General features: G+C 41.9%; 12 protein-coding genes and 1 pseudogene. 7 read left to right on the forward strand and 6 right to left on the reverse strand.

The window, feature by feature from the left end; translation table 11 throughout:
• Positions 1-744: pseudogene (locus CKO50_RS07045) on the forward strand (IS3 family transposase); the annotation flags it as partial.
• A gap of 3 nt (positions 745-747) precedes the next feature.
• Here the strand turns inward: CKO50_RS07045 and CKO50_RS07050 are convergent.
• The 4 genes from CKO50_RS07050 to CKO50_RS07070 all read right to left on the reverse strand — a co-directional run bounded on the left by CKO50_RS07050 (position 748) and on the right by CKO50_RS07070 (position 6298).
• Positions 748-1377 (reverse strand): GAF domain-containing protein, encoded by a 630-nt coding sequence (locus CKO50_RS07050; RefSeq protein WP_255229449.1) that lies wholly within the window; start codon positions 1375-1377, stop codon positions 748-750.
• Between the two features lie 174 nt (positions 1378-1551).
• Positions 1552-2955 (reverse strand): YfcC family protein, encoded by a 1404-nt coding sequence (locus tag CKO50_RS07055; RefSeq protein ID WP_095727579.1) that lies wholly within the window; start codon positions 2953-2955, stop codon positions 1552-1554.
• A 94-nt stretch (positions 2956-3049) separates the two neighbouring features.
• Positions 3050-4639, reverse strand: a complete 1590-nt coding sequence (locus CKO50_RS07060; protein ID WP_095727580.1) for a sensor domain-containing diguanylate cyclase — start codon at positions 4637-4639, stop codon at positions 3050-3052.
• Positions 4640-5113: 474 nt separating this feature from the next.
• Positions 5114-6298 carry an ectonucleotide pyrophosphatase/phosphodiesterase gene (locus CKO50_RS07070; RefSeq protein ID WP_095727582.1) on the reverse strand — a complete coding sequence of 395 codons (1185 nt, stop codon included), beginning with the start codon at positions 6296-6298 and terminating at the stop codon, positions 5114-5116.
• A gap of 249 nt (positions 6299-6547) precedes the next feature.
• Between CKO50_RS07070 and CKO50_RS07075 the strand changes: the two genes are divergently transcribed.
• From CKO50_RS07075 to CKO50_RS07085, 3 genes are read left to right on the forward strand one after another with little or no spacing between them, the layout of a single operon-like run.
• Positions 6548-7093 carry a GbsR/MarR family transcriptional regulator gene (locus CKO50_RS07075; protein ID WP_010605404.1) on the forward strand — a complete coding sequence of 182 codons (546 nt, stop codon included), beginning with the start codon at positions 6548-6550 and terminating at the stop codon, positions 7091-7093.
• Between the two features lie 15 nt (positions 7094-7108).
• Positions 7109-8455 carry a cytochrome ubiquinol oxidase subunit I gene (locus CKO50_RS07080; protein WP_095727583.1) on the forward strand — a complete coding sequence of 449 codons (1347 nt, stop codon included), beginning with the start codon at positions 7109-7111 and terminating at the stop codon, positions 8453-8455.
• Positions 8448-9446 (forward strand): cytochrome d ubiquinol oxidase subunit II, encoded by a 999-nt coding sequence (locus CKO50_RS07085; protein WP_010372949.1) that lies wholly within the window; start codon positions 8448-8450, stop codon positions 9444-9446. The genes CKO50_RS07080 and CKO50_RS07085 overlap by 8 nt, the downstream gene beginning before the upstream one ends.
• Before the next feature lie 195 nt (positions 9447-9641).
• Here the strand turns inward: CKO50_RS07085 and CKO50_RS07090 are convergent, their stop codons facing one another.
• Both CKO50_RS07090 and CKO50_RS07095 read right to left on the reverse strand, forming a co-directional pair.
• Positions 9642-10658 (reverse strand): lytic transglycosylase domain-containing protein, encoded by a 1017-nt coding sequence (locus CKO50_RS07090; protein ID WP_095727584.1) that lies wholly within the window; start codon positions 10656-10658, stop codon positions 9642-9644.
• The gene (locus CKO50_RS07095) at positions 10655-10936 is read right to left on the reverse strand and encodes a YcgL domain-containing protein (RefSeq protein WP_010605401.1); all 282 of its coding nucleotides are present in this window, start codon (positions 10934-10936) and stop codon (positions 10655-10657) included. The genes CKO50_RS07090 and CKO50_RS07095 overlap by 4 nt, the downstream gene beginning before the upstream one ends.
• A 135-nt stretch (positions 10937-11071) precedes the next feature.
• Here CKO50_RS07095 and minC point away from each other — a divergent pair, with 135 nt between their 5' ends.
• Genes minC through minE form a run of 3 tightly spaced genes read left to right on the forward strand, consistent with a single transcriptional unit; the run spans position 11072 to position 12853 of the window.
• Entirely contained in the window at positions 11072-11776 is a 705-nt protein-coding gene (minC, locus tag CKO50_RS07100) for a septum site-determining protein MinC (protein WP_010372958.1), read from the forward strand.
• A gap of 5 nt (positions 11777-11781) precedes the next feature.
• Positions 11782-12591 carry a septum site-determining protein MinD gene (gene minD / locus CKO50_RS07105; RefSeq protein WP_095727585.1) on the forward strand — a complete coding sequence of 270 codons (810 nt, stop codon included), beginning with the start codon at positions 11782-11784 and terminating at the stop codon, positions 12589-12591.
• 1 nt (position 12592) lies between these two features.
• The gene (minE, locus tag CKO50_RS07110) at positions 12593-12853 is read left to right on the forward strand and encodes a cell division topological specificity factor MinE (RefSeq protein WP_010372964.1); all 261 of its coding nucleotides are present in this window, start codon (positions 12593-12595) and stop codon (positions 12851-12853) included.
• Positions 12854-12966 lie beyond the last annotated feature (113 nt).

Raw genomic sequence — 12966 nt, forward strand, 5'->3', positions numbered from 1 at the left:
AGATTAAACTGAGAGCGCAACTAAACGCTTGCTTTAATCTCAGTCGAGGCGCTGCGGGTAGTCGTACACTCATAGCAATGCTTGCAGATTTAAAGATTGAGACAGGTTTATTCAAGGTCAGGCGGATAATGCGTGATATGCACCTTGTGTCGAAACAACCAGGACCACACGTTNTATAAAGTAGCGGTGAATGAACGCCCTGATATACCAAACTCGTTAAATCGAGAGTTCGATGTGCAAAATCCAAATCAAGTGTGGTGTGGAGATATCACGTATATTTGGACTGGTCAGAAGTGGTCATACTTAGCAGTAGTTATTGATTTATACGCGCGGCGAGTTGTCGGTTGGGCGATGTCAGAAAAGCCAAATACTGCATTAACTATCAAAGCATTAGATAGAGCATATGAACAAAGAGGCAAGCCTTGGGGAGTTATGTTCCATTCTGACCAAGGCAGTCAGTACAGCTCAATCAAATTTAGGCAAAGACTATGGCGATATCAAATAACACAAAGTATGAGCCGCAGAGGAAATTGTTGGGACAATGCCCCGATGGAGCGTTTATTTAGAAGTCTCAAAACGGAATGGCTTCCAAGTACAGGCTACAGTTCATTTAAAGAAGCTGAACAAGACGTTAGCTTTTACTTGATGAACTATTACAACTGGAGAAGGCCTCATAGTCATAACGATATGCAAGCTCCAGCAGTAGCAGAAGAAAAACTTAATTCACTGTCCGGAATTAGTTGACCACTACAGTAACAATGACAGCGACGGAGAATGAGTTTTTGTCTTAAGTAGATGATTAAGATGTGAAGAAAAGTAGTGTTTGTTCTGTTTAAGTTGCCACGTCCAAGTGCATAAGTTCGCTATTTGCTCACCTTTTGCAAGTTGCTTTAGTAAAATTCCTTGTTTGGTCAATTCTAAATTATGGCTAAGCTCGGTTGAGATCAGGTGCCCTAATTCTTGAAACCATTGCTTTTCTTCTAGGCTGACTTGTTTTTCTTTATTAAACAAACAGACCATTATTCCAATGGGTGTATGATCTAATGCTCGCAAGGTTAAACCAAGATAGCCCTCTATGCTTAAAACGCGAAGGATCTCATCCTCTTCATAAAGCTGCTGTAAACCACTTGTGACGCAACATACATCATTGCTTGCTTTTGCATCAAAACAAGGTGTCCCTTCAAGGTCATAAATAATATTGTCGACTTCTTTACCATCCGCGAGGTACATCACGGTCTTTACGCGTTTATCGCTATCGATAAACTTACCCACAAAACAATGATCCGCATCAAATCGTTCATACAACTGTTTCAACGCAAATTGATATCGCTGATTAGTAGATGTTAAATTGTAAAAATGGGTAAACGTTAAATTCATAGAAGTCTGTATGGCTTATTCTCGACCAAAATTTTTGTTCAATAAATAATAATAGCTTATTAAACTACATAGAATATAAATACAGATCAATAAATTTGCTTTGTGATGAGAAATTGGGTCTAGTAAAAGCAAGATAGCGCCGATTGGCGCTATCTAAGAAGAAAATTTGTTTATCTACAGTTGCGGTTGTACGTCCAAACCGTAACCAAACATCACAGCGAGTACCAATACCGTTGCCGCTGCGATCATGAGTTTAGCCATCAACGGCAGACAGAATCTAAACCAATGCGTATAAGGGACGCCCGCCATGCCCAGTATCCCCATTAATACTGCATTCGTTGGTACTATCATATTTGAGAAGCCATCACCAAACTGATACGCAAGTACCGCAACCTGTCTTGGTACGCCAACTAAATCGCCCACCGGCACCATCAATGGCATAGTCACATATGCCTGACCTGAACCCGACGGAATAAACATGTTTAAAAGCGTTTGGATAAGTAGCATGCCGACGGCCGAAACTTCTGCTGCAACATAAGAAAGAGGAGTTGAAAGGCCATGTACAATCGTGTGAAGGATTTGACCATCTTCAAGAATAAGAGCAATACCACGAGCTACGCCAATAAGTACCGCGGTAGTAACTAGGTCTGAAACCCCTTCGATAAAACGGTTTGCAGCTTCGTCTGCTGACAGTTTACCAAGAATTGAAATCACGACCCCCCATGCGATAAATAAGCCACCCAGCTCGTATAAATACCACCCCTGAGTCGCAATTCCCCAAACGGCACACACTAGCGTCGCGATGAAGGTAAGTAAAATAGTTCGATGACGACCGTTAAGCTGCGGATAGCTAGGTGCAGCTTGACCTGCCAGTGGGCAAGGCACATCTTTCATCACAGAGTGTTCAGGATTTTGTTGTACCTTTTTTGTATAGCTCCATACATGATGAAAGCCAATCAGTACAAATGGAACAAAAATAGCAAATCTTAACCATATACCTGAATAGACTGGTACTTCAGCGATTTGCTGGGCAATTAATACCGTAAACGGGTTAAATGCTGAGACACCGTATCCAATACCATAACCCGCGATGATCATGCCAACGGCAGTCATGGCATCCAGCTTCATTGCTTTACAGAGCGCAACTAAAATCAGTACAAACGGAATGTATTCACCTGCGGTACCTATAGCACTTGACGCAATTGCAAAACAGAACACCACCATAAAAATCAGCTTTTGTGGTTTATCGCCATTTTTCTCAAGTAAGCGACCGATCAACGCATCAACAGTGCCTGTTGCACGTGCGATTGCGAGTACACCACCAACAATCATAACGAAAAAGATTACGTCTTGCGCAGCAGCAAAAGCACGAGGAATAGCTTTTAACAGATCCCAAGGAGTAAGGTGAACAGATTCTTCTGCCATATGGTAGGTGCCAGCAAGTACAACTTGTCTGCCAGTGTCAGTGGTTGCAGTATCAAAAAAGCCTTGTGGAATAATCCAGGTCGACAGCAATGCAATTAGCATCATACCTAGTAATAGCACTAGCGTATGAGGAACTTTCAATGTTTTTGCCATGGAAAGTACAGCTCCAAATTAGGTAACGGTAAAAATTGCAATGCATCTTACCGATATTCGGAGCAGATTTCACTTTTTAATATCGAATTTTCAATTATGCTACATTATGATTAGCTAAAACGGCATGCTCTACACGATCTCTACCGTTAGCCTTCGCTTGGTATAGACTACGGTCCGCTAGTTTGAGTGCATGATGTAAATCCTCAGAGCACAGCGGCCAATGAGAGATCCCCAGAGAAATCGTGATATGTCCCGCCTCGCCAAACTCAGTTTCAGCGGTACATGCGCGCAGGCGTTCAGCAATCCTATCTGCTTTGTCTATATCTACATGCGGTAGAAACATTAAGAACTCTTCACCACCACTACGGCATAAGTGATCTTGTTCACGTGCATTAGTGCGCATCAGCTCGGCGAGTTTTCTGATTACCACATCACCAACATCGTGACCGTAAGTATCATTCACATGTTTGAAGTGATCAATATCAAGCGCAATAATGCTAAACGGGGTTTGCTGCTCATAAGCAGTCTCTAGCCACTTTTCCATTCCTCGTCTATTGAATAAATGAGTCAGCTGATCTTGCTTTCTCTCATCGTCAAAGCGTTGGATCTGTGCCCCTAAGTTCTTAACACTACTGTGCATTGCCTGATAAAGCCATGCTGCTTCGTAATACCATGTGGATACGTGTGGAAAATCGATATTTCTGCCATCTTCCACTTGTTCTGATAACTTAGCTAATCGCCATAAAGGCTTAGCAATTAAGGTTCCGAGTCCAAGCACACAAATCAACAAAAATACAGTAAATGGAATGGTAGTTTTGAGTACATGCCGCATAGTATTAGAAAGGTGCGACATAGTAACTTCTAACGGACGTTGTGCGACTACGCCCCAACCGCTTGTCGGTACGGAAGCATACCCAGCTAGCATTGCTACACCTTGGGTATTGACTATTTGGGCAGAACCTGCTGTTTTGCTAAGTAATGATTCAACGACCTCATTTTTGGTGACGTCTTGCCCAATACGATGATCATCATGATGATAAATGAGTTTACCGTTGGGGCCAGTAACATAAATATAGGTCTTGTCCTGGTGATGGTGGTTAGCAAGAAGCCGCCCTAAGATATTATCTCCTTTTAGATAAATCCCAGCTGCGATAAAGCCGACAAATTTACCTTCTCTATCAAACATTGGGTGTGTTGGGCTCACCATCAAATTTCCGGCGGGAGAGATAAATGGCCCTACAATGAAAGGTGCCTGTTTACGAAGTGGCGATGTTTCGGCTTCATTTATAAGCGTAGTCCCAACAACACCGAGTGAACTGGGTTGAGCACCGATAATTTCTCCATCAGCGTTGACTAGCACGATTGAATCAAAACTATGAGTTCGAGTAAGCATTTGCTTAAGTTCGTTATCAACCAACTCTGGGTTATCTAGCTGCGAGGCAATAGTTTCACTCGACGCTTTTAATTGCATCAAAACTGATTGTAAAAAGAGATCAGTAACATCCGCGAGCTTAGTTGCATAAGCGCGATTTGCCTCCAAGGTATCTTTTACCATCACTTGCTTTTGAACTTGGTAGCTCGAGAACAGAGCGTTTAGCAACGAAGTAAATACGCATAATGTGGCAAGAATGAGTATGAGCTTTTTGAGGTCTAACCAATGTTTTGCTTTATTTATTTGTACCACTAAGAATTCTCTTTAATGTACTTCCATGACATTTTAGCTATTCGTTTGAATGAAACAGTTAATCTATATCAAACTTCTGGTCAGACCAATAACGAATAAGAACGTGCACATTCTGTGTGCCGGTATTATAACCACATAGCCAAAAATATTTAGTTTTTTGAACGGATTATTGGTATTGTCTCAGCTATCAGGTGTAAAATAATCTGAACATAAATACAGCGAAGTTCTAATGAAGAAAAAGACTACTAATCCACTAGTTGGCCACTTTACACTTGCTTGCCTTGCGCTCGCGGCGATATGGATGTTCGTATCTGATAAAGATGCATTGCTTGTCCTTAATTCCTTGGTTCTTGTCTATATTGTCTTTGCTTTAGCAAAACGGTTAATGAAGGCTTCCAATAAAAAGTAGCGCGCTTTACTGCTTTTGTTCAGAGCCTCGTATTTATTGGCTCTGAACACAATAAATGGCCTGTTTTACTGCCTAACCAGCTTTAATAGGTTTTCCCCCCTACTATCAAGCTCATTAAGTGGCTTAAGCCCCATAATGTGTGTAAGTGTTGGGTAAACTTCTAAATTGCTAGCTTGTTCTATCGTTACACCCGATTTAAAGGCAGGGCCACTTGCGACAAAAAATGCGGCCATATCAGGTGTCACCTCATACCCATGCGTACCATAATAGCCTTGCTTGCTTTTTTGCATAAAGACAATAGGCGCTTTTGCTTGCAGGATAATGTCAGCGATACGAGAAGACTCACCGCCATTTAGTTGCAGTTTTTGCTCACTACTCAATACTTCATAACGACCATTCGCTTTTTTACGTAACTGCTGTATAAGCGTCTCTGTTTCAAGTTTTTCTTCGCCTAGCGCATAAAGCGACACCCTCGTTCCACTGTTTTTAATAGTCCATTCTTTAGGTATATCTAGCTCTTCGAGGATCACGGCTTTGCTTGGCTCTACGCTTGCCATACCGTGGTCAGAAACGAGTACTAAGTTCACTTTAATTTTGTCCCTTTTCAATGCAGCGACAAAATCTCCAATTAAGCCATCAACAAATTGTACCGCTTCTCTCGTTTTTTCATGATCTGGTCCGTATTCATGACCCATGGTATCCACTAGAGAAAAGTAGCTGGCGACAAACAATGGTTTTTCGCTTTTTGGTAATTTTAGCCAGTTGTGTATTTCATTTAGACGGTTCTTGTAATCGGCTTGTTTTGAATAGTGATAGTAATAGTCAGGCGTCATACCATTGATTCTAGCGTCTGATTCAGGCCAGAAATACGCGGCAGACTTATACCCGTGCATTTTTACAAGATTCCATAAGGGAATACCACTTATCCACGAGCTATCCACTTTACCCATTCCCATCTTATAACACTCTTCACGCTTCTTATCACAAAAGTAATTATCGACAATGCCATGATTGATTGGTTTTAAACCCGTAACAATAGACAGGTGATTCGGAAATGTCTTAGACGGATATTGAGGCCATAGCTTAGTCGCGCGGACGCCCTGCTTCGCAAGATTTGCAATATTCTTTGCATCGTGTTTTTCAATGTAGTCCCATCTAAACCCATCGATGGAGATCAATATGGTTGTCGCGCGCTCAGCAAAAGCAGTGCAACTAAAGATAAATAAGGTGAAAAGGAGGGTTCTTAGCATGTATAAATTCCCGTGTCATGTGAGTACCGCTGCAAAAGTAGGAGGCTGAGCAGCATAATCCGTGTGATTGCGGCCGCATTAAATCACAATGATTTGAAATTTATATTGATTTGCGGTCAGTGGATGGCAATTATAGATATTCGGGGAAGGTTAATTTTCACTATGTTGTAGTTGAGCTTAATTAATGCTTGATCTAAGTCAAAGTGACCTTTATATTAAAGTTTCAATAATTACTGAAAGTTTAGAACAATGAACTTATCACCAAAAATAGAAAATTTTGTACTTCATTGCGGCGAAATGGGAAGCCGTTGGGGTTTCAACAGAACAATAGGACAAATGGTTGGTTTGTTGGTTATTAATGAAAAACCATTAACAGCGAACGAAATCGCCGATGCGTTAAAAATTTCACGCGGTAACGTGAGTATGGGAATAAAAGAATTGCAATCTTGGCAACTAGTTAAGGTGCATCATATTCCCGGCGACCGTAAAGAATACTACTCTCCAAACGGCTCTATTTGGGATCTCGCTAACCGCGTATTTGAAGAGAGAAGAAAAAGGGAAATCGACCCAACACTAACTCTACTTCGTGACCAAATCCTAGATAGCGCCAACTCACCAGAAGAAGTGTATGCACAGCAGCAAATGCAATCCATTCATGACCTACTTGAAACCGTCACTAAGTGGTCAGCGGAACTTCAACGTCTATCACCAGAGCAATTGCAATCGTTGATGAAGCTCGGTTCTTCTGTGAGTAAAGTAATAGATTTAAAGGATAAATTATTACGTAAGTCTTAAAGTGCGAGGTGCGTCATGCTTGATACGTTGTTGTTGTCGCGAATACAATTCGCAGCAAATATTAGTTTTCATATTCTCTTCCCCACGATAACCATCGCGTTAGCTTGGTTTCTGGTGTTTTTTAAACTCAAGTATGACCTAACCGAACACCCTGTTTGGTTAAGAGCTTATCGCTTTTGGGTCAAAATTTTTGCATTGACCTTTGCACTCGGTGTCGTAAGCGGCATTACCATGTCGTTTCAGTTTGGTACAAACTGGCCCGGCTTCATGGAGAAAGTCGGCAATATTGCAGGTCCCTTGCTCGGTTATGAGGTATTAACCGCATTTTTTATGGAAGCAACATTTTTAGGGATCATGTTGTTTGGCATGAAGCGCGTACCACCTAAAATACATACTTTAGCCACTTTTATCGTCGCCATAGGTACAACGCTTTCCGCATTTTGGATCCTGTCTTTGAATAGTTGGATGCAAACCCCGACAGGCTTTGAACTTAGAGACGGTATCGTATATCCCACGGACTGGTTCGAAGTTATTTTCAATCCTTCATTCGGTTATCGCTTCTTCCATATGTTATTAGCTAGTGCGCTGACGGCTTCATTTTTGATAGCTGGTGTCAGTGCGTATCGGATGCTGAAAAACGATGAAAAACATGCCCCCAAGAAAGCGCTAACCGTTGCGTTAACAGTTGCGGCGCTGCTTACTCCATTGCAGGCTTTCGTTGGCGATTTGCATGGCCTAAATACGCTAAAACATCAACCACAAAAAATTGCAGCAATGGAAGGGGTTTGGGAAACAGAGAAAGGTGCACCACTACTATTATTCGCAATTCCGAATGAGGAAGAAAGACGCAACGACTTTGCGCTCGGTATTCCTAACATGGCAAGTTTTATTCTTACCCACGACGTTAACGGTGAAATTAAAGGGCTTAATGAATTTAAAGGTGAACACCCACCTGTTAAGCCCGTCTTTTTCGGTTTTAGAATCATGGTTGGGATGGGCATGCTGATGATCTTAGTTGCGTTTGTCACTCGTTTTACATTATGGAAAAAGGGCGAGTTACCGAAGTGGCAACTGAAAACGCTTGTTGCGATGACTTTCTCAGGCTGGGTGGCTACCCTCGCAGGCTGGTATGTCACAGAAATTGGCCGCCAACCTTATATCGTCAGTGGTATCTTAAGAGTTGAAGATGCTGTCACAACAATTGCCTCAGAAAACGTCTTATTTACACTCGTTGGCTATCTGACGATATACGCAATCTTACTGTACGCTTATATTCGCACTTTGTTCCACACTGCTAGCAAGTCTGTAGAAGTGGAAGAATACGACATGAAGGAATTTGCTGAGGAGGTGACTCGTGTTTAATCCGGAATATCTATCTCTCATCTATGCAGGTTTGATGGCACTCGCAGTGCTTGTTTATGCAATATTAGATGGTTACGACCTTGGCGTTGGCATGATGATCCCGCTGGACGATAAAGAAACAGCGGACACAATGATAGCCTCTATCGGTCCATTTTGGGATGCTAATGAAACGTGGTTAGTTTTAGCTGTAGGCCTCGCATTTATCGCGTTTCCTCAAGCCCATAGCATGATCTTGCAGGCACTCTACATTCCTGTTGTGTTTTTACTCTTTGGCTTAATTATGCGTGGTGTCGCTTTTGATTTCAGAGCAAAAGCGAGAGTTAAACGCCAAAGGCGGTGGGACAAAGTATTTAAATTTGGGTCACTACTCACATCATTTGCGCAAGGGTATATGCTGGGGCTTTATGTTATAGGCTTTGAAAATACCCCTCTAGCCCATGCATTTGCGGTCTTTAGTGGAATTGGCGTTGTCTGCGCGTATGGCTTGATTGGTTCTGCATGGCTAATTATGAAGTGTGAAGGGCAATTGCAGCAAGATGCTATTAGCTGGTGCAAAAAATTTGCGAGAGTAGCCTTTGTTGGGGTGTTGCTCGTTTCTATCATCAACCCAGCAATTAATGAGTGGATCTATGAGCGTTGGTTTGACCTCCCGATGGCCTTAGTCGTATTACCAGCCCCGATTATTTGCTTGTCGCTCTTTGTGATTTTAGAACTTGTGTTACAAAAACTGCCAAAGTCGCCGGATAATGGTGCTTGGTTACCGTTCCTGATTTCAGCATTTATCTTTGTACTTTGCTTCTTTGGCTTAGTTTATAGCTTTTATCCATTTGTAGTGCCAGGCAAGCTAACCATCTTCGAAGCGGTCGCTGATGCATCGGCTCTTACCTTCTTATTATATGGTGTAGTCATTGTGGTGCCGACCTTAATTGCATATACGTTATTTTCGTACCGAGTCTTTTGGGGCAAAGTTCAACCTTTGTCCTACTATTGACACTTGCATACATTAGCCCAACCAAAAGGCAGCGAGTTGGACGCTGCCTTTTTTATTGCTTTATGAATACTACTCGTCTTTGCTATATGTCTTTTTGTTTACTGCAAATTTAATGCCTGCGAAGCAAGCTTTATCATCCAATAAATAGGCATAAAAAAGCCCGTTGCTAGAACGGGCTAAGACTGACTTTCTCGGTTAAATTTTTGGATAGCCTATGCGGTCAGATAAATACCCAACGCTTGAGGCGAAATAATAAGATCTATTCCAGTTCATCAAGGCCTTGTAATTGTCATAAGCCAGATACATACGACCATTGGCGTCATCTGGCATCACTAAAGCGGCTGTGATATTCACTTTTGGCAAGTCAGTGCCATCCATCCTACGAAGACCAAGCGCTTGCCACTCCTGCAATGAACGCTCTGATTTACTCCACTCCTTTAACCATTCGCTGTGCGTTTTAGTACCACGCTTTAAAATGTAGCTATTATCAAAGCCTTCAGGTAGCTTAACTTGGCGACCCCAAGTAAGATCATCGTTCCAGCCCACACTTTTCAGGTAATTGGCTATTGACGCAAAAGCATCTTCTTGCGTCGTCCAAATGTCCTTGCGACCATCTTTATTATAATCAACGGCATAAGACGTAAATGAAGTTGGCATAAACTGGGTTTGCCCCATAGCTCCAGCCCACGATCCTTTGAAATTATTCAGGCCGATGTGACCATCTCTTAAAATATCCAGCGCAGCCCATAATTGTCTTTTATACAAAGCTTCTCGACGGCCATCAAAAGCAAGCGTCACTAACGCACTGATGACAGGATAGCCTCCTTGAATACGACCAAAGTTACTTTCAAGGCCCCACAGGGCAACGATAAACCGTGCCTGTACGCCATATTCTTTTGCTATTTTTTCTAAAGATTCTTGGTGTTCTTTGTAGAGTTTGCGGGCCTGTTGGATTTTCCATTCAGGGACGCGCTTGGGTAAATAAGTTTCTAGTGTTTCGACAATTTCTGGCTGGGATTTATCAGCCTTAATCACCTTTTCCTTAAATACTGCTGTTGCAAAAGCCTCATCAACTAATTGTTGTGTATAGCCCTTGTCAATCGCTTCTTGTTTTAAGTTTTTGAGGTATTCATCAAACTTCGCTTGAGTGTTAGCAAAGACTGATGTGGACAAGCAAACTGAGGCTACTAGTAGGGAAATTTTTTTTATCACGAATCTGTTACTCCGTTTTGCTTTCTAAATTCATCAAGCAAGCTTTCTGTATGCGGTGGAAGTTGCAAGTAAAACCCATCGTCAGTTAATTTTTGCTTAACCGTTTCAAGATCAGCAATTCCCAATTTTGTTCTTCTCGCAAGGTCAATAATCATGACATAGGTAGGAGTGCCGAAAGTTTCCATTAACGGTGCAGGGACATTGGAAAAATCATCTCTTTTAGTTACAAAAAGATACGTATCCGCTTTTTTTGGACTTTTGTATATGGCAGTGAGCATTATAAGCCTATAAATTCTTGCTAATCATGGGCGGTCACTATACCATGCTATTAGTAAGTTGTGGAAAGTTTTACTACGCGCTAAAGTCAGCTAGATAAGGCTTTAGCGGCGGTTGTAACAGAAATTTGAGTACATATGGCAAATCAAACATTCGAACTAAAAGGAAATCTATTTACACTCTCTGTGCTGCAGTTGTTTTCTTTAGATCTGACCAAGTTAAGGCAAGATCTTGATAGCAAAATTTCGCAAGCGCCTAAATTTTTTCAAGGTGCACCAATTGTGGTTAATTTAGCTGATGTTCAGGAGCAAACTGTAGAATTCAAAGAGTTAAAGCAAACACTGGTCGATTTACAGCTCAATCCAGTGGGTGTGTGTAGCGGTACTCAAAGTCAGCACGACTTAGCCAAAGAAGCCGGGTTTTCTGTACTAAACTATTCAAGGGATGTGCAACCGAGTACCCCATCACAATCTCAAGCAGCTGAAGTAGTAGAAAAACAAGTTTATCTTCCTGCTCAAATTGTGAACGGAACGGTACGTAGTGGTCAGCAAATTTATGCTAAAGACCGTGATCTGATCGTGCTAGGTGCTGTAAGTCATGGTGCAGAAGTTATCGCCGATGGTAACGTGCACATTTACGGTACTTTACGTGGTCGTGCAATCGCAGGTGCGCAAGGCCAAGAAGACACGAGTATATTCTGTCAGCGCTTAGAAGCTGAGCTGGTGTCTATAAACGGGAGTTATTGGATCAGTGATTCGCTGCAAGGTGAACACTGGGGTCAAGCTGCTCAAATAACACAACAAGACGAATCATTAAAAATTACAGCTTTGGTCAAAGGATAAATCAGATGGCAAAAATTATTGTCGTAACTTCAGGTAAAGGCGGTGTTGGTAAAACAACGTCAAGTGCAGCAATTGGTACTGGCTTAGCGCTAAAGGGTTATAAAACAGCCATTGTCGATTTTGATATTGGTCTTAGAAACCTCGACTTAATCATGGGATGCGAGCGTCGCGTTGTTTATGATTTTGTCAACGTTATCAACGGTGAAGCAAATTTAAATCAAGCATTGATTAAAGATAAGCGCGTTGAAAAACTTTATATTCTTCCAGCTTCTCAGACTCGTGATAAAGATGCCCTCACTCGAGAAGGGGTTGAGCGCGTGTTAAATGAGATGAAAGAAGAATTTGATTTCATCATTTGTGACTCACCAGCCGGAATTGAAGCGGGTGCGATGATGGCATTGTACTTCGCAGATGAAGCAGTGGTAACAACTAACCCTGAAGTTTCATCCGTTCGTGACTCAGACCGTATTTTAGGTATTCTACAAAGCAAGTCGAAACGCGCTGAAATGGGCCTAGAGCCAGTTAAGGAGCATCTATTGCTAACACGTTATAACCCAGAGCGTGTGGATAGCGGTGAAATGTTATCGGTAGACGATGTTAAAGAAATTCTAGCGATTGACTTACTTGGTGTAATACCTGAGTCAAAAGCAGTACTTAATGCGTCTAACTCAGGTCAACCGGTTATCTTGGACCAAGAGTCTGATGCAGGCCAAGCATATAGCGATGCAATTAACCGCTTATTAGGTGAAGTCGTTGATTTTCGTTTCTTACAAGTTGAGAAGAAAGGTATCTTCAAACGGATCTTTGGAGGGTAAGGTGTCATTACTAGATTATTTTCGTTCTGAGAAAAAAAATAGCGCGTCATTAGCGAAAGAGCGACTGCAAATCATCGTTGCGCACGAACGTTCAAAGCGTGGTACACCTGACTACTTACCACAACTTAAGCAAGACATCCTCGATGTTATTCGCAAATACGTGAAAGTAGATTCGGATGCCGTCAACGTCCAGTTTGAACAAAACGAGGATGATTTAGCAGTATTAGAATTGAACGTTACTTTACCTGATGATGAAAAGTAACAGTTTGAGTAAATGTAATAAGGGCTATTTCTATAGCCCTTACAGATTGATGATAAACCCCGCTTTTTTAAGCGGGGTTTATTTTTCCCAGTTGTTGGAGCAGTTTTCTCTGC

The organism is Pseudoalteromonas sp. HM-SA03, from assembly GCF_002289345.1.
Lineage (GTDB): Bacteria > Pseudomonadota > Gammaproteobacteria > Enterobacterales > Alteromonadaceae > Pseudoalteromonas.